Source organism: Halochromatium glycolicum (genome assembly GCF_016584085.1).
GTDB classification, from domain to species: Bacteria; Pseudomonadota; Gammaproteobacteria; order Chromatiales; family Chromatiaceae; genus Lamprobacter; species Lamprobacter glycolicus.
The window spans coordinates 1-17,599 of the sequence record NZ_NRSJ01000010.1 but is presented as its reverse complement, the minus strand read 5'-3'; the positions used below and the strand labels follow the sequence as shown (position 1 = coordinate 17,599).

The window sequence follows — 17,599 nt, the reverse complement described above, 5'->3', positions numbered from 1 at the left end:
AAAGCCGATTAGAAGACAGGCGCAAGTGGGTACCAAGAGCGACGCGAATCCCACCTCTTAACGACACCCATTTTGACGAACTGAAGCAGAGACTGATGATGCGCATCCTGAAAAGACTCCTTCTTGCCCTAACGCTTGCTTTTTCGCTCGCCCCTGCCGTCGCCGATCCGCTGCCCTCGTGGAGCGATGCTCCGGCGAAACAGGCCATCACCGACTTTGTCGATGCTGTGACCACCGAGGGCAGCGAGGACTTCGTTCCAGTGCCCGAGCGTATCGCGGTGTTCGACAACGATGGCACGCTGTGGGTGGAACAGCCCATGTATACCCAGCTCGCTTTCGTCCTCGACCGTCTCAAGGAGATGGCGTCGGAGCATCCGGAATGGCAGGAACAACAGCCGTACAAGGCTGCGCTCGAGGGCGATCAGGAGGCACTCGGGGAGGCCGGTATGGAAGGACTGATGAAGCTGCTGATGGCTACCCACGCCGGCATGACCAGCGCCGAGTTCGCGGGGCTCGCCGCCGACTGGATCGGCACCGCCCGCCATCCCCGTTTTGAGCGACCCTATACCGAGCTGGTCTACCAGCCCATGCTCGAGCTCCTCGAGTATCTGCGCGCGAACGGCTTCAAGACCTACATCGTCTCCGGCGGCGGCATCGCCTTCATGCGCCCGTGGACAGAACAGGTCTACGGCATCCCTCCGGAGCAGGTGGTCGGCTCGCAGATCGAGCTGGCGTATGAGGTCCAGGATGGCAAGCCGGTGATCGTTCGCCAGCCCGAGATCGCCTTCATCGACGACAAGGCCGGTAAGCCGGTCGGCATCATGCGGCATATCGGCCGACGCCCGCTCCTTGCCTTCGGCAACTCCGACGGTGACTATCAGATGCTTGAGTGGACGACCGCCGGGCCAGGCTCCCGGCTCGGGCTACTGCTCCATCACGACGACGGCGAGCGCGAGTATGCTTACGATCGCGAGAGCCATTTCGGGCGGCTTGATCGAGGCTTGGATGATGCGGCCGAGAAGGGCTGGCAGATCGTCTCGATGAAGCGGGATTGGGCGAGCGTCTTTCCCAACGCGGGGCCTCAGGCTGGCCAATGAGCATCGAATGATCCTCGCGCTCTTGCGCGCAGGGATAGTTACGGCATGGCCCGTTCGTGCGATCATGAGCGATTGTTTCATAGGCATCCGCATTGAACGCGCAATCAAAACATTCTGGCCCGGGTGGGTGGCTACATCATCCCCTTGCACCGATCGTTATCGGTTTCCTGCTGACCGGTGTCGTCGGCGGCGCGCTGACCAACTTCTACACGCTGCAGCGCGCCGCGGCGGAGCGCAAGCAAGCGCAGATCGAGGCCCGCACGCAGGCCGTGACGCGCCTTTCCGCCCTCTCCACCGAGCAGATCGCACGTGCCGAACACTTGCTCACGGCGCTGCAATCGGAAACCCGCGGCGATGATCTTGACGAGCTCGTCGAGCTCTATCAGGCCGCGAGCATTCGCTGGCGCTCGGAGGCGAGTCCGGCTTTGATCGCGGCGCGCGAGGTGCTGCCCGCGGATGTCTACTATCGTTTTCGAGAACGCGTGAAGGGCGAGTTCCGCGACCGGTTCTTGAAACCCCTCGAGACCTGTATTACTCGCAGCCAGGACGCCCTGAAGACCGGTGGCTCCGTGAGCCGGGTTCTCGACGAGTGCGAGGCATCGCAACTCGTCACCCAGGCGGGTCATTGTGTCGACGGGCTCATGGACCTGCTCTACGAGATCGCCGCCGGAGCCATTGAGGAACACAACCAAGCCTGGATCGAGAAGGAGCGCGAGCGCCACCGTGAGCGGCTCGCGGTGGCTTGTGCATCGCCGGTTGGCCTGCCCACTGATGCCGCTGCAGCGGCTGAAGGTCCAGCGCGCGAGGATGCGAAGGACTGATGCGCCTGGGACCCGCTGCTCAGCGCGAGAAGCGTGCGGCCTGTCCGTCCGGGGGAGTCGTGTCGCCGTGCTTTCGTGCTCGCCGGCAGATGCCTTGGCCGATGACATGGCTGCTCGGTGTGCTGGTGCTCATGTGTTGTCATGCCGGTACGCTGGCGGATTCCGCTAAGCCCGCGCCTCCGGCCGAGTTTGTTGGTAGCACGAGCTGCGAGGTCTGCCACGCGGACGAAGCCGCTTTGTGGCGAGGTTCTCACCACGACCTCGCGATGGCCGAGCCGAGCGATGCCACAGTGCTCGGCGACTTCAATGATGCGGAGCTGACGGCGCACGGTGTGTCGTCCAGGTTTTTCCGGCGGGATGACGCCTGGTTCGTCCGCACCGATGGGCCGGACGGCGCGCTGCACGATTACCGCATCGCCTACACCTTCGGCTGGCAGCCGCTGCAGCAGTACCTGATCGCGTTTCCGGACGGCCGATTGCAGGCCCTCGGGTTGGCCTGGGACAGCCGTCCGGCAGCCGAGGGCGGGCAACGCTGGTTCCATCTTTACCCCGACGAGCCAGCGATGGGGCCGGAGCATCCACTGCATTGGACCTCGCGCGACCAGACCTGGAACTATCAGTGTGCAGACTGCCATTCGACCGGGCTCGAGAAAGGCTACGATCTCGCGGCGGATCGCTACGCAACGAGCTGGGCCGAGATCGATGTCGCCTGCGAGGCCTGCCATGGTCCGGCCAATGCGCATGTCGCCCAAGCCAACGCGGTGGCTTCCGGCGACGCCGATGCTTGGACTCGCGACAAAGGCCTTGCCGTGGTGCTCGGCGAGACGGCCGAGGTGCGCTGGCTCGTCGATCCTGACACCGGGCTTCCACGCCGCTCGCCGCCTCGCACCAGCCACGCCGAAACCGAGCTCTGCGCGCGCTGCCATTCCCGTCGCGGCCAGATCCATGCCGAACAGGTACCGGGTGCGCCGCTCGGTGATCGTTCCCAGCTCGCGCTGCTGGACCCTGGGCTCTATCACGCCGATGGGCAGATCCTCGATGAGGTCTTCGTGCATGGTTCCTTCCTCCAGAGCCGCATGTACGCCGCCGGCGTCACCTGCTCCGACTGTCACGAGCCGCATAGCCTCAGCCTGAAGCGCGACGGCGACGAGGTCTGCGCGCAGTGCCATCCGGCGGCACGCTACGCCAGCACGGAGCACCATCATCACCCTCCCGAGAGCGATGGCGCCTCATGCATTGGCTGCCACATGCCGCAACGCGATTACATGCGGATCGATGCCCGTGCCGATCACAGCCTGCGCATCCCGCGCCCGGATCTGAGCATCAAGATCGGCACCCCGAACGCATGCAACACCTGCCACCGCGACCAGACTGCCGACTGGGCGCTCGGCGCGGTGACCGACTGGTATGGCGAGGCGATCTCGCGCCAGCCCCATTACGGCGAAGCGCTCGCTGCTGGACGGGATCAAGCCCTGGAAGCGCGTTCCGCGCTGCTCGCATTGGCAAGCGATGCCGCGATGCCCGGTATTGTGCGCGCAACCGCCATCGACCTGCTGCAGCCCTTGCTGCAGCCGAGCCAGATCCAAGCGTTACCAGCCTTGCTCTCGGATGCGGAGGCATTGGTCCGGCAGGCTGCGCTCGGGTGGCTCGAGGTCACCGATGCTCAGGTGCGGTACAAGCTCGGCCTGCCATTGCTCGAGGACCCGATCCGAAGCGTTCGACTTGCTGCGGCCAGGGTGCTCGCTCCGCTGGTTCGCTACGAGTTGCCAGACCCGGTGCGCGGCCGCCTCGATGCGGCCTTGGACGCCTACCGCGACGCCCAGCTCGTCAATGCCGAGCGCCCGGAGTCGCACCTGAACATCGGCTTGGCCGAGATGGCACAAGGCAAGGTCGCGATGGCGCGCAAGGCCTATCGACAGGCGCTCGCGCTCGATTCGGCATTCGCGCCGGCCTATGCCAACCTGGCCGATCTCTTCCGCGCCCTCGGCTCGGATGCCGAAGCCGAGGCAACACTGCGCGCCGGTCTTGCGGCGGTTCCGGAGCACGCCGCGCTGACCCATTCACTTGGCTTACTGCATATCCGGCAGCATCGCACGCAGCAAGCGCTGGCAGCCTTGCGTCGCGCCGCAGCGCTCGCCCCCGAGAATGCGCGCTATGCCTATGTGTACGCGTTGGCACTGGAGGCCGAAGGCAAGCTCGATGAGGCCCTGAAGGTCCTGACGGCGGCTCACCTTGAGGCGCCGGCCGATCGCGACACCTTGGTCGCGCTGATGACCATCAGCCGGGATGCGGGGGACCGCCCGGCGGCCATCGAGTTCGCCCGACGTCTCAAGCAGCGTTGGCCCGATGATCCGCAGATGGAGGCGTTGATTAGTGAGCTCGGGCTCTAACTAAGGTGCTCTAGCGTGATTAATGCTACGAACGGCCGGGTATCTTGGACCACGACGTCGGCCTTCATGCGCGGCTCAATCGGCTTGTCCCAGACGATCTCGGTCTCTTCCAGCTGGAGCCGGGCATGCCAATGGTTGCGCTGATCGGAGGCGGCTGCCCCGATGCCGCAGAGCCCAAGCAAAGCGCAGGGATGAGTCGGTGACATCGAAACGCATCTTGTTGGGACGCCATCACGCACCAGGACATCCAGCTCGTGATTTGGTCGTCAAAGATCGGCCACCTCGTCGGCAGATCCGAAGACCTCGATGCCCAGACGCTCTGCCACCGGCCGTGCCTCGGGCCTCACCATCGGTGAGATGACGAGCTTGCGGCTCACCTCGCGACCATGGCGGCGCTGGTAGTACTGGACCTTGCGGTCGAAGGTGTAGATGTCCGACTTCGACATGGACGACTTGAGCTCGCAGAGGATGAGATCGCCATTGCGCACAATGATGTCGATCTCGACCTGATCGGGCACGCCGAAGACCGTGCCCTCGTCATCAAACTCGTTGACGTTGATGACCTCAACGCCAAAGGACTTCTCCAGGATGCCCTTGAGGGCGGAGCGGAAGCTGGCCTCGGAGGCCAGGCCCCAGCGAGCGCCCAGGGCGCCGATGCCTTGCTCTTGTCGAGTACGGGTCTGCTTGATCTCATCGAGCAACTGGTGGTTGAAACGGTTCTGCTCTTCCCACTTGCGGTTCTGCTCTTCCCACTTGCGGTTCTGCTCTTCCCATTGGCGATCTTGCTTGTCCCATTTGCGCGCTTGTTCCTCGCGGTCAGCTGCCAGCTCCCGGAGCATCCGGTCGAAGCGGTCGTCGAAGCGCTCGGCGGGCACCGCGGTGCGGCGGATCAGGTCTTCTAGCCAATGGCGAAAGCCGGTGTCCTGCTGGAGCAGGGCCGGGAGCTCGGCCTGAAGTTGGGATTTGATCTCGTCGATAGACATCTGTTCTCTCTTAAGCTGCTAGTCGCTCTTACGCCGCGTGAGGACCCCTATCGGCCTGCGGCCGGGAGCTGATCCCCGTTGCGGCCTGGTGCAGGATCGAGCAAACGGCCGTCAGGCTGATGCCGAGCAGGCATTCGAGCGGAGGATGCAGTCGGCGTGAGCAGCATCCAATATCACAGGTATTCGCGGAAGCCTAGCACCGAGACAGGCGACCGACCTCAAGACGAGTGGTTGCGCGTCGCTACCCGTTTTACCCTGCTATCAGAAACGACTGACGCAAGAACGGACCCGGTGACCACCTTGAGCCATTGCGACGAAGGGCAGTGATAGTTCAGTAAATGAGTATATTCAAATATTGATCTATATCAAACCGATCCAGCAAACCTCTGACTAAGCTGATTCGGCACCGTGCCGAGACGGTCGGTTGCCTCGATCGATAACGCCAATGAACGGAGGTTGAGAAATGCTCGCCAAGAAGCGTCTGTTGCTTGCCGCCGGCCTGGCCGGCGCCACCCTGTTTGCGGCCGGCTCCGCGAATGCCTTCTGGGGGCCGTTCAATCCTTGGAATTGGGGAAACGGCTGGGGCGGGCCCTGGTATGGGCCGGGCTACGGCTACGGCTATGGCTATCCCGGATACTGGGGAGGCTATCCGGGCTACTATGGTGGAGGCTATCCATATGCCTATGGCGTCGCGCCTTATGGCTATGGCTATCCGGCCTATGGGTATGCGGCACCGGCCGCACCGGCTGCGAGCGAGTCGTCGAAGTAGGCTCCCGAGGGGCGGGTCTGCCCGGCTGTGGGCGGCCGCCCCGATCTGATTGCTCGGACTTCAGGGTCGTCTTACCCGTTTCATAGGATCATTCCGCTGGCTGTGGTATCCGGAGCCGACGGCGGGTCTTCATCGAGCGATAGCAGCGCGGCGTTGCCGCCGGCGGCCGCGGTGTTGACCGAGAGCGCTCGCTCCACGGCGAAACGCGGGAGGTAATGGGGGCCTCCGGCCTTGGGGCCGGTCCCGGAGAGCGCTTCGCCACCGAACGGCTGCACGCCGACGACGGCGCCGATCATGTTTCGGTTCACATAGCGGTTCCCGGCCCTGACGCCTGGCTGATCGGAGCCAGTGAGTCGGCGGATATGATGGTCGATGCGGCTATGGATGCCGAAGGTCAGACCAAAACCGGTGCCGTTGATCGCAGCAATGACCTCATCGAGCGCATCACTCCGGTAACGGATGACATGCAGAACCGGGCCGAAGACCTCGCCATCGAGCTGCTCGATGTTGTCGAGCTCATAGGCGACGGGTGCAATGAAGCTGCCATGATCGGTTTCCGGCGGAAGCGAGCAGCGATAGATCAGCCGCGCCTCGCGATCCATGCGCGCGCAATGGGCCGCGAGTGCCTGCTGGGCGTCGGTGTCGATCACCGGACCGACGTCAGTTGCCAGGTCCCAGGGGTCTCCGATCTGCAGCTCCGCCATTGCGCCGGCGAGCATGGTCAGCATGCGCTCGGCGACATCTTCCTGGATGTAGAGCACGCGCAGCGCCGAGCAGCGCTGCCCGGTGCTCTGGAAGCTCGACTGCAGCACGTCACCAACCACCTGCTCGGGCAGCGCCGAGGCGTCGACCACCATCGCATTCTGGCCGCCGGTCTCGGCGATCAGCGGCACGATCGGGCCGTTCCGCTCGGCGAGCTGCCGGTTGATCCTTTGCGCGGTCGCGACCGACCCGGTGAAGGCGACGCCGGCGATGCGCGGGTCGGCGACCAGCGGTGTGCCGACGCTCGGCCCATCGCCTGGCAGCAGTTGGAGCGCTGCGTCCGGGACGCCGGCGGCGCGCAGCAGCTCGACCGCGCGTGCGGCGATGAGCGGGGTCTGCTCGGCCGGCTTGGCGACAACGGTGTTACCGGCCGCGAGCGCGGCAGCGACCTGGCCGGTGAAGATCGCAAGTGGGAAGTTCCAGGGGCTGATGCAGACGAACACCCCACGGCCATGCAGCGAGAGCTGGTTGCGCTCGCCGGTCGGGCCAGGCAGCTCCAGCGGTGCGGCGAATGCCTCCCGGGCGCGAGCCGCATAGTAGCGGCAGAAGTCTGCCGCCTCGCGCACCTCGGCGATGCCGTCCGGGATCGATTTGCCCGCCTCGCGGCAGCAGAGCACGACCAGCTCGCCGAGATGGGCCTCGAGCCGGTCGGCGGCGGCATCGAGACATTGCGCACGCTGATCGGCAGGTGATCGATCCCACGCGGGGAAGGCAGCTGCGGCGGCTGCAATGGCGGCGCTCACCTGCTCTGGAAGCGCATCCTGGACCTGTCCGACAGTGCGGCGGTGATCGGCTGGGGACTGCAGCGTGCGCACCGCCGGTTGGCGGCTGCGGCTCGATCTGTCATCGACGCCCGAGGCTGAGCTGGATGGTGCGCGGCGCGTTGCATCAGGCCCTGTGGCGGAACGGGGTTCAGCCCCAGAGCTCGTCGCCACGCGAGACCCGGCGCCAAGCTGTCGGTCTCGCTGGTTCGTCTTCGAGCTGGCGGCAGCCGCCACCATCGGCACTGCTTCCCTAAGGGGCACGTCAGCCGAGTCCATCGCGCGATACAGGGTCGCGACCGCGACCGGATCGCTGAGGTCGCGCCCTGCGGAGTTGGCACGATCAGGTCGATACAGTTCGGACGGAGCCGGGATGCGCGGATGCGGGGCCTCGGGCTGCGAGGCGGCCACCTCGACCGGATCGGTGACGACCTGCTCGACCGGTTGGCTCTCATCGGCGATGCGATGCACGAACGAGCTATTGGCGCCGTTCTCGAGCAGACGCCGGACCAGATAGGGCAACAGCTCATCGTGGCTGCCGACCGGATCGTAGGCTCGGCATGGGGTTCCAGTCTGATCCAGCACCTCGGCATGCAAGGCCTCGCCCATCCCGTGCAGGCGCTGCAGCTCGAAGGGTCGGCCGTTGGCCATCTCGAGCACCGCCGCGATGCTGTGGGCGTTGTGGGTCGCGAACTGCGGATAGATCCGCTCGCCGAGATCGAACAGGCGCCGGGCACAGGCGAGGTAGTTGAGGTCGGTGTTGACCTTGCGGGTGAAGACCGGATAGCTGGGCAGGCCAAGTTGCTGTGCGAGCTTGATCTCGGTATCCCAGTACGCGCCCTTGACCAGGCGCACCATCAGACCGCGCCCGCGGCGGTCCGCGAGCTCGCCGAGCAGTGCACAGGCGTCGAGCGCCCGGCGCTGATACGCCTGCAGTGCGATGCCAAGCCCCTGCCAGCCGCCAAGTTCGGGCTCGGCGCAGAGGGCGGCCAGCACGTCGAGCTGCAGATCGAGCCGACTCGCCTCCTCGGCGTCGATCGTGAGACCGATCTCCGCCGCGGCGGCAGCCTGCGCAAGCTCCAGCGTTCGGGCGACCAGCTCAGGGCGAACCCTGGACCACTGCGCAGGCTCGAAGCGCGGATGCAGGGCAGAGAGCTTGATCGAGATGCCAGGACCGTCGATCGGCCCGGCGCCGGCCGCGGCGCGACCGACCGCGGCGATCGCGTGCTGGTAGCGCGCGAAGTAACGCTCGGCATCCTCAGCGGTGCGCGCCGCCTCGCCGAGCATATCGAACGAGTGCCGGTAGCGGGCCTCGTCGCCCTTCGCGCTGCGTGCGAGCGCCTCGTCGATGTCGCGGCCCATCACGAACTGATGACCGAGGATCGCCATCGCCTGACGCAGGGCCTTGCGCACCAGTGGCTCGCCGCCGCGCCGGACCCGCTGGCGCAAGGCCGCCAACAGGCCGGTCTCCGGATCGGCGGGGTCGTCGTCCGGCTCCAGCAACCGGCCGGTCAGCATCAGCGCCCAGGTCGAGGCGTTGACGAACAGCGAGCCGCCGTCTGCGTTGCCGCCGCGGCGCCATTCGGTGCCGCTGAGCTTGTCGCGGATCAGCGCGTCGAGCGTGGCATCGTCCGGGATGCGCAATGCCGCCTCGGCCAGACACATCAGCGCGATGCCCTCACGGCTGGTGAGCCCGAACTCGGCCAGGAAGCGATCCAGCAGACCGGCGCGGCCGTGGCGGCGAACCGCGTGCACCCAGCTCCGGGCACGCTTCAGGACTCGGGCGCGTGCTGAGCTCTCGAGGGCAATCGCATCGATCGCATGCGCTCGTAACTGCTGCTCGTCGGCGAAGCGGGACGCATTCACGCTGCTCCAAGCCGGGATGTCTGTCAGTGCTGGCAATGGAAGAGTCATCGCACTTGCCTTGTTTGATGGGTGGTCAGAGGACGCTGCTCGCCGGGTCCTGGCTCCTTGATACCGATGCGACCGTCTGGCAGTCAGTTCAGGCTTCTGTCTCAGCCATGACCAGAATCAAGAGCATCATTTCCCTGAGACCGCTTCCCGCCCGAATGATCCTAGACATGATGTCTAGGCCGCCGTTCGGATGGCTCCGTGTTCCCCCCGGTCAGCTATGCCGGCGTGGCGCGGCGCGGCACCGTCCGAGCGGTGATCCCGGGTGTCGGCGCGCCCCTTGTCGTCGTTGCGCCTCCTGCTTCGCAAGCCGCTACCCGAATAGGCGTTCCTGAGCGTCATGGAACGGCGGGACGGCGAAACGAACGCCTGAATAAGGCCCCACGATGGGCCTTGTCCAGTCGGTGGAAAGCGCCTAATCTCCAGTTAGCTAACAGGAGACTAATCATGCGCACGCAGTTCAGTATTCACGAGGCCAAGACCCATCTATCCCAGCTGATCGAGCAGGTGGAGGCCGGCGGCGAGGCAATCATTGCTCGGGCCGGGAGGCCAGTCGTTCGCCTCGTGCGCGTCGATGAGGAGCCCAAGCGACGCAGGCTTGGGCGGCTAGAGGGCCAATTCAAGCTCCCTGACGAGCACGCCACTCCGATTCCGGATACCCCGGACGATTTTATCGACGCTGTCGAGGGCCGCTGATGCGTGTCTTGACCGACACGCATATTCTGCTTTGGGCCTTGTTGCGGCCAGGGCGCCTCGATGCGACCGACAGGGATGTATTGGAATCGCCCGAGCACCAGGTGTTCTTCAGCGCCGTCAATATCTGGGAGATCGCGATCAAGCGGGCACTCGATCGTCCGGATTTCGACGTCGAGCCCGAGGCGGTCTATCGCGCCGCGCTGGAAACCGGATTTCGCGAGCTGCCGGTATCCGCAGTCCATGCCGCGGCGGTGCGGGACTTGCCGGCCCATCATCGCGACCCCTTCGACCGCCTACTGATCGCCCAAGCGAGGACCGAGCCGCTGTTCTTGATGACCGACGACCCGCTGATTGACCTTTATGCCGTCAAGCGGGTCGGCGGACCCAATTGAATCGTTTAGGGGTGTTACCCTGACATCGATGCTTCACGGCAGTGTCCAAACAGCCTCGAAGCGTCAAGCCGAGGTCGGCAAGGCGACCGCGCAACCGCTGCTTCGCCGCCAGCGTTGGCTGGACCCGAAGCAATCGGATTGTGCACCTCATGCGCTTGCTGACGCGGACGACTGCCGCCGGGTCGCGCTCGGCAACCAAATTGCGAAGGCACCGCAGGATGTTGTCGCTTACGCTATTCCGCGAAGATTTCTCGCAATAAATCACCAGGACAGTTGCGGTTTTATCCGCCGATTTGGTCGGTGCCGGAAGCACCACGAGTCTTAAAGTGTTCCAGTCACTCGTTCGGCCGCTTACGGCCAAGAAATGACCCTCGCCGAATCCCCGCGTAGGACCGCTCGGCTCCACAGCCCTCGCAATCCGAGACCACCCGGATCCCGCATCCGCGGCGCTGGATAGACGCGGTCTTCATTCGGGCGGTTCCCTCAAGGCTTTCCGGCGCCCGGCGCATGTCGGGATGTCGCGCCGAAGGTCTCGCGCAACCTGACCATTTGGCATATGCTTGGGCGTATGTCACGTTCTTCTCTTCAGGAGCGCCTTCCTATGCAGCCTGAGCGTCATGTGCGCCTCTTTCGCAATGGCCGCAATCAGGCCTTGCGCATCCCGCGTGAGTTAGAGCTGGATGCCGACGAGGCAATTGTCCGCAAAGACGGCGACCGTTTGATCGTCGAACCGGTCCGGCGCCGACCCGATCTGGCCGCGCTGCTCGCCGGATGGGAGCCACTCGACGAGGTCCTCCGCGACGTGGACGAAGGTCTGCCGCCACTGGACGACATCCGACTTTAACGACCATGACGAACGTCTTGGGCCTTCGGTACCTGCTCGACACCAATATCCTCTCCGCACTGATTCGCCAACCCCAAGGACCGGTGGCTGCCACACTTGCCAGGCGCGGCTACGGCACAGTTTGCACCAGCATACTTGACGGTCTGCGTCCATGACCCGGTAGGCGACCAGGCACAGCTGATTGGCCATACGGAACTTGTAGACCTTGACACCGGCGAGGTCGCCGACCTTGGCCTCTCCGATCCCGGGATCTTGCGCGATGATCCTCACCGCTTCGTCGAGATCGGCCTTCTGCCTGCGATGGAGCTTCTTAACCGCGCGAGCGAAGGTCGGTGTAACGAGCAGGCGCATCAGCCGAACTGGTACTCGCCAACCGCATCTTCCTGATCGGCGATCAGGATCTCGCGAATCACCGAGAATGGCAGGTCGGGGTTCTCTGCGGCGATCTTGCCGATCTGCGACCAATATTCGATCTGCTTGGGCACCGAGCGATGTTCAACCCGAGCATAGTGCTTCGCCTGGCTGACGAGTTCTTCGGGCAGCTTGACGTTGACGGCCATTAGGGATCTCCTTTTTGCCGCATTTTAGCGCTATAGGCTACTTAAAGGAACATCTTGTACTTCCAATGACCGCCGAGGAGTCCTTCTTCCTCACAGATATTGTCCCGACTTATGTGATCCGGACACCAAGAAGCCGCCAGATACTGGAAATAGGCGGCTCCTCCGTCTGGATTAGTCCTGGCGGAACAATAACGTCTGGTCTCGCTTCTTCAGCTGCCGCCGGGCGACGTAAGTCCAGTGGCAGCTCTGGGTCGTAAGCGGAAAGTCCCGCGCCTGCTCAGGCAGTATCCGAGCGCGGGGAGCTTGGCCGTTGGAGAGATGGAGTATTTCGGTTCGATCCTGGTGGAGTAGTGTTGGAAACAACATGCAGACCCCTTGTGGCGCTCGCCGTGAGCTGGAGCCGCTTCAACGGGGCTGCTCTCGCTCGTTTTTAGAGCCCCAGCTATCGATCCAGGCGAGCACCTCTTTCGCCTTCGACCACTTGGCTGGCATCCAACTCGGACAAGGCCGCCGCGTATCCGCGTCGCGACGCTGCAGCAAGTCCTCGCGCCGCAAGCCCTCGCGCACGGCGTCGTTGATGATCCAGCCCTTCGATCGGCGCAGGCGTATCGCCGTGTCGTGGAACCGTTGCAAGAGCTCATCAGGCATCCGGACATTTGTTCATGCCCATGTTTGGAATCCTCGCTTTCGGTAGTGCACTCCATTATCGTGCCCGGCTGCAGGCGCCTGCGACCACTTCGAATCAGCCTGCCGGAGTCTTGGCGATGCCGAACGCTGCTATCTGGATTTGCATGACGCCCTTTATGCGTTCCAGTCAGGCGTCCGGCCGCGAGCTGATGCGCTAAAGCTGCGGGTTGATGTTGCGACAGCAGGCGGTCAAGCGATACGCTCCGACCCTGTTGAACCGCTGCCGGGGTGTCATGATGCTGAACATCCAAACGCTCATCGACGATGCCAAGTGTTTCGAGACGGTGCGCACGCTGCGCTGGCCCGAGGAGGTGCGCTGCGTGCAGTGCGGTTCGGCAGCGATCACCAAGCAGGGACGGGATACCACCCAGCTTGAGCGCCAGAAGTACCGCTGCGGCGACTGCGGGCGTTGGTTCGACGACCTGACGGGCACGGTCTTTGGGGGCCATCATCAGCCGTTGCGCACCTGGGTGCTGTGCCTGTACTTCATGGGGTTGAACCTGTCGAATCGCCAGATCGCCAGGGAGCTGAGACTCAACAAGGATGACGTGCAGCGCATGACCCAGCAACTGCGCCAGGGCATCGAGTGCGCGCAGCCTGATCCGCTGCTCAGCGGTGAGGTTGAGGCCGAAGAGGTCTACGCCACCGCGGGTCATAAAGGTCAACCTGATGCGGTCCAAAAAAACTCTGGAGGCAAACTGAGCTTGAGCAGCTGTTCCTCGAGCGCCGCGAGGTACGTCTCGGGGTGTTGGCGGAAGCGCCGCTGTAGCACCCGCGCATGACGGAGCTTTCCGAGCCGGCGGCGCTCTTCGTGCCAGACGGCCGGATCGACGTCGCCGAGCTGGCTCGGTGTGGGGGACTCAGCCAGGTCAGTACGGCGGCGAGCACCCGCACGGCACCGCGCACGACGAGGCTGGCACTGGCGACTTGACGTCCAGTGATGCGCCGCTCCTGATGACGCAAAGAGCCGAACAGGTGCTCGAGATCGTTATTGGTGCGCGGCAGCCCCGGCACGTCATCGGTATGAAAGAGTCCCGGCCAATCGCTGCGGGTGATCTTCAGGAGCTGTTCTCCCCAGTGACGGATGGTGTCGCCGACAGGGGTCTTGAGCCGCTCGCTGAAGTGCTGCACCCACTGCGCATAGCGGGTCTTCACTTCGGCGGCGGGGCGGTGGTCGGGGTTCTCCAGCAGGTCAACGGCTTCCTGCACGCAACGAAACATCGCCGCTAAGAAGCTGTCCATCAACTTCTTCCCGATTTACGAGCCAGCGTTGGGCGATCATCGGGAAGTAGAAAACTGACAGCCACTTACTGTTTGCTTACAAGGCGGAGGTTGGCGAGCGCATCGCGCGACCCCCAAGGACACGGACGCAGCCTTCGCGATTCTTGTGCGCGAGAGCGCTGACCCGGTTCTGCTTGCGATGCCGCTGCGGGAGTCCCGCAGCCCAACCCCCGTCCATCGGCGGGCCCGAGTGCAGACGAGAATCGAGTGAAGATTCCGTCGTGCACACGTTATGCCGTGTCCCTGCAACGCAGTACGCGCTCATCGAGCACCGGAACGAAGCGAGCGTACCGGGAGCTGCTCGATACGAAACAGCGGCTTTTCCGGCCTTTCGGTCGTGACCAGTTCGTCGACACCATGCCCGACAGCAAATCCGGCATGAATCGCGTCCATTGCCGCGATCGCGTGTTGTCGGGCCAGATCCTGGGCCAAGCGAAGCACGTCGAGCGACCAGGGGAGGCGCTCCGCGCGTTCGAAGACGACCTGATAAAAAGCGACCTCGTCGTGGCGCCCTTCATAGAGCGGTTTGGGCAACACCTCGAGCCAGACCGCATCGCTGAGCACCAGCAGCAGGGCTGGGTCATCGAGCATCTCCAGCGCTGTCAGCCCGGCGTGCTCGCGTCCGCGCCAGGCGGTGATCAGGACGCCGGTATCGAGATAGACCCGTTTAGTCATCAACGATACCGCCACGCCGCTCCCTGACTTCCGCGTCGATCTCCTCTGGGGTCAGCAGCTTGCCCCCTTGCTCAACATGCTTGCGTCGCAGAGTCCAGAGCCTGCGGCCCAGCTCGGTACGTGGTTCAAAGTGCTCGACGACGGGATCGGGGGTGACGGTCGCGGCAGGTGTTTGCGTACCGTCGACTGGCACCATCGATTCGGGCAATAACGTGATCACGACACGCGCCCGCTCGACACCGGGCAGCGGCTCCAGAAGACGAACCTGGCCGTCTTCGTAGATGCCTTCGATGCTGGTCAGCATAGGGGTAAGCCTCGCTTCTGATGTGCCATGAGACTGAATATCGGCGTTTCGGGTTCGGTCTGCTTCACTCTTGCACCCAATGAAATCAAGATCGTGTCTCGGCCGGCGCCGGTGAGCTTCAGAGCCGGCTTGTTCACGCTGTCCAGTGCCTGGTCGCGCTGTTCCTGGTCCGCATCGCCACACGCAAGACCGCTGTCCGCTGAGACTGTCACAAATTGGAAGCGCCCAACAGTGATACAGCGCGACGCGGTGGACGTCGACCTCGGGCACGAAGACGCCCCGCCAGGGCGGCGGAGCGTCCAGTCCTCCTCAACCAAACGGGCGCGGACCTGGCCGACCGAGACGACCCGCTCGGGATCGGCTTGCAGCGCATCGTTGGCAGGGACGACCTGTTCGCGCACCCTGTCATCGCTCGCGCGATCGTGGGCGCGGCGCGCGTCGGCCATCGTGGATGGTCTCGCTCTAAGAAACGTGCTTTGATCACGGGCTGCGAGGGCTCAACAGGCCAGCAGGGTTGACGGCGTGCCTCACCGCGACGCCCTTCTCTACGTCCTATCGACAGTCTCTCGTCATACCTTGACAACGACTGATCCGGACCATCAGCCGGCAGGATAAACGAAGCGCCCCCGGCAGTGCGGGTTGCGGCGCTGAGAGCTCCTTCGATGATTAAAACAAGAACAGATCTGTTGCGATCTTGGAAGGAAACCAGGGTTTTCGGAGTAAGCAGACCCTGAAGGCCGTGGAACATCCCCGGTGAAATCCGGGCCAGCGTGGGGGAAAGCGCTTTGAGGACAATCTCTCAGAAAGTCGCCGCGGCGCCATAGAAAAACCGTGGAACATCCGCCGCTAGACAGAAGCGCGCCTCCGCGCAGACGCGGCATCGTCAACAAGGAAGACGGCATGCACGGCACAGCGGTCGCGAGTGCTGATCGACGCCGGCGCGGTGCATGAAGCCACCTCGCCACCGGTGCGCAGTTGGAGATCACTGCAGCGCCAACCGGAGCGAATCAACCGCGTCGGCGCACCATCGCGGTCTGACTCACAACAAGCGGACTCCGGCATCATCGCGGCGGTTCACGATGTCAGGCTCGCCGAACGCCCGATCACGGTGCTGCACTACCCGTAACTGCTCGAGGCGATGGTGAAGAAGCTGGAATGGGAAGCCGCCTTAGGCGCCCGTCGATGCGTGGGGCTGCGTTCCTCGATGCGCGCCGGGAGAACTACCTTAACAGGGTGGGGACTCCCTTTCGGGCCGCCTCTTCCGAGCATCCGCGTGCTCTTGTCCTGGCGATCCTTCGCCGGAAGCAAGGCGGCCAATAGATAGTCCTATCGGCTCGTCGTGGCTTTTCAGTGGCCAACCCAGGTCATGCCTTGCGGGTGCGCCGGTAGCCGATGCCGACCATCCCCGCCAATGCCGACCCGAAGAGCCAAGCGGCCGCCGGGATCGGCACCACAGCGGGCGGCGCCGCAGTTCCCGTGAGCTTGGCGTTGTCGATGGCGAAACAGTCCTACCTCCCCACGCTCTTCTTCTAAGATTCCGACCGGCCGAGCAAACGCGACACACCAGACGTCTCGACGACTAGTTCTGGCTGTTGCCCTGACTGCCTAGCAGGCATCGCAGAGCTCGATCTCGGCGCTGATCGGGAGGGAGTCGTCGCGCGCCCATTCCATCATGGACCCGTCGTAGAGCAGTGCATCCTCGTTGCCGAGCACCGCATAGGCGGCGAACCAGGTCAGCGCGGCGCGATTGCCGCTGTGGCAGAAGTGGATCTGCTCGCCGTCGGTGTCGACGCCTCGGGCCTTGAACAGTGCATCGAGCGCGCCCGGGCCGCGCAGCTTGCTTGAGCCATCGTTGCTGACCCAGTCGTACGGCAGGTGGCGGGAACCGGGGATGGTGCCGGGGCGCTCGGCCTCGTCGCCGGTGTAGAGGCCGACGAACTCGCCTTCGCTGCGGGCGTCGACGGGCTGTGCGTCGTTCGCGATCGCGGTGCGGACGGCTTCGGCGTCGGGGACGAGTTCGGGCTGAAGGTTCGCCTGATACTCGGTTGCCGGGCGCTGCTCGCTGCCGCGCGCGAGCGGTAAGCCGCTGTCGGCATAGGCGATCAGGCCGCCGTCGAGCACGCTCGCCCGGTCGTGGCCGAGCACCTTCAGTGTCCAGAACACCCGCGCGGCCGCGGCCAGGTCCCCGGCACCGCGGCCGGTCGGGACGATCAAGAGATGATCGCCGTTGTCGATGCCGAGCTCGCCGAGCATCGACTCGAGCTTCTCGATCGGCGGCAGCATCGACGTCAGTGTGTCCTCAGCCTCAGCGTTTTTGGCCTTGCTGTCCGATTTCGGCGGCTGTGTTCGCCAACGATCGTAGGGTGCATTGACGGCTCCCGGGATGTGGAATCGTTGATACTCCTTGGGCGCTTGGATATCCAGAACGACCACATCCGATCGGCCGCGGCTGGCCTTCAGCCAATCGGCGTCGACCAACGGCGGGGCGCTGTCGGCGAGCGTGGTCGGAGCAAGGAGCGCAAGGAAAGCGAAGACCAGGCAGCAATTCCCGCCATCCTCGGAGATGGCAGCTGACAAGACACGGAGACCGGCATTGAAGATCTCTGGACGCATGGACGCCTCGCTGCAGAGCAACGCTTTGATGAAGCTGGCTTGTTCTCCCCTCA

The 17,599-nt window shown here is 64.2% G+C and carries 19 protein-coding genes and 3 pseudogenes; 11 read left to right on the top strand and 11 right to left on the bottom strand.

What is annotated here, in order from left to right; genetic code table 11:
* Positions 1-98: 98 nt before the first annotated feature.
* From CKO40_RS07555 to CKO40_RS07545, 3 genes are all read left to right on the top strand, one after another.
* Positions 99-1,097, top strand: a complete 999-nt coding sequence (locus CKO40_RS07555) for an HAD family hydrolase (RefSeq protein ID WP_200345592.1) — start codon at positions 99-101, stop codon at positions 1,095-1,097.
* Between the two features lie 92 nt (positions 1,098-1,189).
* Positions 1,190-1,918, top strand: coding sequence for a hypothetical protein (locus tag CKO40_RS07550; protein WP_200345591.1), 729 nt, complete (start codon positions 1,190-1,192; stop codon positions 1,916-1,918).
* Between the two features lie 101 nt (positions 1,919-2,019).
* Complete coding sequence (locus tag CKO40_RS07545; RefSeq protein WP_242476896.1) at positions 2,020-4,308, top strand: tetratricopeptide repeat protein; 2,289 nt, start codon at positions 2,020-2,022, stop codon at positions 4,306-4,308.
* Here CKO40_RS07545 and CKO40_RS07540 read toward each other — a convergent pair.
* Positions 4,305-4,514 (bottom strand): hypothetical protein, encoded by a 210-nt coding sequence (locus CKO40_RS07540; RefSeq protein WP_200345589.1) that lies wholly within the window; start codon positions 4,512-4,514, stop codon positions 4,305-4,307. The two genes, CKO40_RS07545 and CKO40_RS07540, sit on opposite strands and share 4 nt — an antisense overlap.
* Positions 4,515-4,574: 60 nt before the next feature.
* The gene (locus CKO40_RS07535; RefSeq protein WP_200345588.1) at positions 4,575-5,291 is read right to left on the bottom strand and encodes a PD-(D/E)XK nuclease family protein; all 717 of its coding nucleotides are present in this window, start codon (positions 5,289-5,291) and stop codon (positions 4,575-4,577) included.
* Between the two features lie 463 nt (positions 5,292-5,754).
* Here CKO40_RS07535 and CKO40_RS07530 point away from each other — a divergent pair, with 463 nt between their 5' ends.
* On the top strand, positions 5,755-6,060 hold the full coding sequence (locus tag CKO40_RS07530) for a sulfur globule protein CV3 (protein ID WP_200345587.1): 306 nt from the start codon (positions 5,755-5,757) through the stop codon (positions 6,058-6,060).
* Positions 6,061-6,140: 80 nt separating this feature from the next.
* Here the strand turns inward: CKO40_RS07530 and putA are convergent, their stop codons facing one another.
* Positions 6,141-9,497 (bottom strand): bifunctional proline dehydrogenase/L-glutamate gamma-semialdehyde dehydrogenase PutA, encoded by a 3,357-nt coding sequence (putA, locus tag CKO40_RS07525; protein WP_420827372.1) that lies wholly within the window; start codon positions 9,495-9,497, stop codon positions 6,141-6,143.
* Between the two features lie 444 nt (positions 9,498-9,941).
* Between putA and CKO40_RS07520 the strand changes: the two genes are divergently transcribed.
* From CKO40_RS07520 to CKO40_RS07510, 3 genes are all read left to right on the top strand, one after another.
* Complete coding sequence (locus tag CKO40_RS07520; protein WP_200345585.1) at positions 9,942-10,190, top strand: type II toxin-antitoxin system Phd/YefM family antitoxin; 249 nt, start codon at positions 9,942-9,944, stop codon at positions 10,188-10,190.
* Positions 10,190-10,582, top strand: a complete 393-nt coding sequence (locus tag CKO40_RS07515; RefSeq protein WP_200345584.1) for a type II toxin-antitoxin system VapC family toxin — start codon at positions 10,190-10,192, stop codon at positions 10,580-10,582. Before CKO40_RS07520 ends, CKO40_RS07515 begins: the two co-directional genes overlap by 1 nt.
* Before the next feature lie 601 nt (positions 10,583-11,183).
* The gene (locus CKO40_RS07510) at positions 11,184-11,426 is read left to right on the top strand and encodes an antitoxin (RefSeq protein ID WP_200345583.1); all 243 of its coding nucleotides are present in this window, start codon (positions 11,184-11,186) and stop codon (positions 11,424-11,426) included.
* 192 nt (positions 11,427-11,618) lie between these two features.
* Here CKO40_RS07510 and CKO40_RS07505 read toward each other — a convergent pair.
* From CKO40_RS07505 to CKO40_RS07495, 3 genes and pseudogenes are all read right to left on the bottom strand, one after another.
* Positions 11,619-11,777 (bottom strand): annotated as a pseudogene (locus CKO40_RS07505) (type II toxin-antitoxin system RelE/ParE family toxin); the annotation flags it as partial.
* On the bottom strand, positions 11,777-11,986 hold the full coding sequence (locus CKO40_RS07500) for a TA system antitoxin ParD family protein (RefSeq protein WP_200345582.1): 210 nt from the start codon (positions 11,984-11,986) through the stop codon (positions 11,777-11,779). The gene CKO40_RS07500 and the pseudogene CKO40_RS07505, both read right to left, overlap by 1 nt.
* A 405-nt stretch (positions 11,987-12,391) precedes the next feature.
* Positions 12,392-12,634 carry a hypothetical protein gene (locus tag CKO40_RS07495; RefSeq protein ID WP_200345581.1) on the bottom strand — a complete coding sequence of 81 codons (243 nt, stop codon included), beginning with the start codon at positions 12,632-12,634 and terminating at the stop codon, positions 12,392-12,394.
* A gap of 275 nt (positions 12,635-12,909) precedes the next feature.
* Here CKO40_RS07495 and CKO40_RS07490 point away from each other — a divergent pair.
* Together CKO40_RS07490 and CKO40_RS07485 are read left to right on the top strand one after the other, a co-directional pair.
* Positions 12,910-13,356, top strand: a pseudogene (locus CKO40_RS07490) (transposase); the annotation flags it as partial.
* Positions 13,357-13,451: 95 nt separating this feature from the next.
* Positions 13,452-13,604, top strand: a complete 153-nt coding sequence (locus CKO40_RS07485; RefSeq protein WP_200345580.1) for a hypothetical protein — start codon at positions 13,452-13,454, stop codon at positions 13,602-13,604.
* On the opposite strand, the pseudogene CKO40_RS25315 reads toward CKO40_RS07485, so the two are convergent.
* The 4 genes and pseudogenes from CKO40_RS25315 to CKO40_RS07465 all read right to left on the bottom strand — a co-directional run.
* Positions 13,552-13,735, bottom strand: a pseudogene (locus CKO40_RS25315) (ISNCY family transposase); the annotation flags it as partial. The gene CKO40_RS07485 and the pseudogene CKO40_RS25315 sit on opposite strands and share 53 nt — an antisense overlap.
* 480 nt (positions 13,736-14,215) lie before the next feature.
* The gene (locus CKO40_RS07475) at positions 14,216-14,629 is read right to left on the bottom strand and encodes a type II toxin-antitoxin system VapC family toxin (protein WP_200345578.1); all 414 of its coding nucleotides are present in this window, start codon (positions 14,627-14,629) and stop codon (positions 14,216-14,218) included.
* On the bottom strand, positions 14,622-14,933 hold the full coding sequence (locus tag CKO40_RS07470; protein WP_200345577.1) for a hypothetical protein: 312 nt from the start codon (positions 14,931-14,933) through the stop codon (positions 14,622-14,624). The genes CKO40_RS07475 and CKO40_RS07470 overlap by 8 nt, the downstream gene beginning before the upstream one ends.
* Entirely contained in the window at positions 14,927-15,379 is a 453-nt protein-coding gene (locus CKO40_RS07465; RefSeq protein WP_200345576.1) for a hypothetical protein, read from the bottom strand. Before CKO40_RS07465 ends, CKO40_RS07470 begins: the two co-directional genes overlap by 7 nt.
* A 476-nt stretch (positions 15,380-15,855) precedes the next feature.
* On the opposite strand from CKO40_RS07465, the gene CKO40_RS07460 reads away from it, so the two are divergent.
* Both CKO40_RS07460 and CKO40_RS07455 read left to right on the top strand, forming a co-directional pair.
* The gene (locus tag CKO40_RS07460; RefSeq protein ID WP_200345575.1) at positions 15,856-16,059 is read left to right on the top strand and encodes a hypothetical protein; all 204 of its coding nucleotides are present in this window, start codon (positions 15,856-15,858) and stop codon (positions 16,057-16,059) included.
* Positions 16,060-16,325: 266 nt separating this feature from the next.
* Positions 16,326-16,466, top strand: coding sequence for a hypothetical protein (locus CKO40_RS07455; protein ID WP_200345574.1), 141 nt, complete (start codon positions 16,326-16,328; stop codon positions 16,464-16,466).
* Between the two features lie 72 nt (positions 16,467-16,538).
* Here the strand turns inward: CKO40_RS07455 and CKO40_RS07450 are convergent.
* Positions 16,539-17,599: sulfurtransferase (locus CKO40_RS07450; protein WP_207173477.1), on the bottom strand; the 1,061-nt coding region annotated here is incomplete at its 5' end.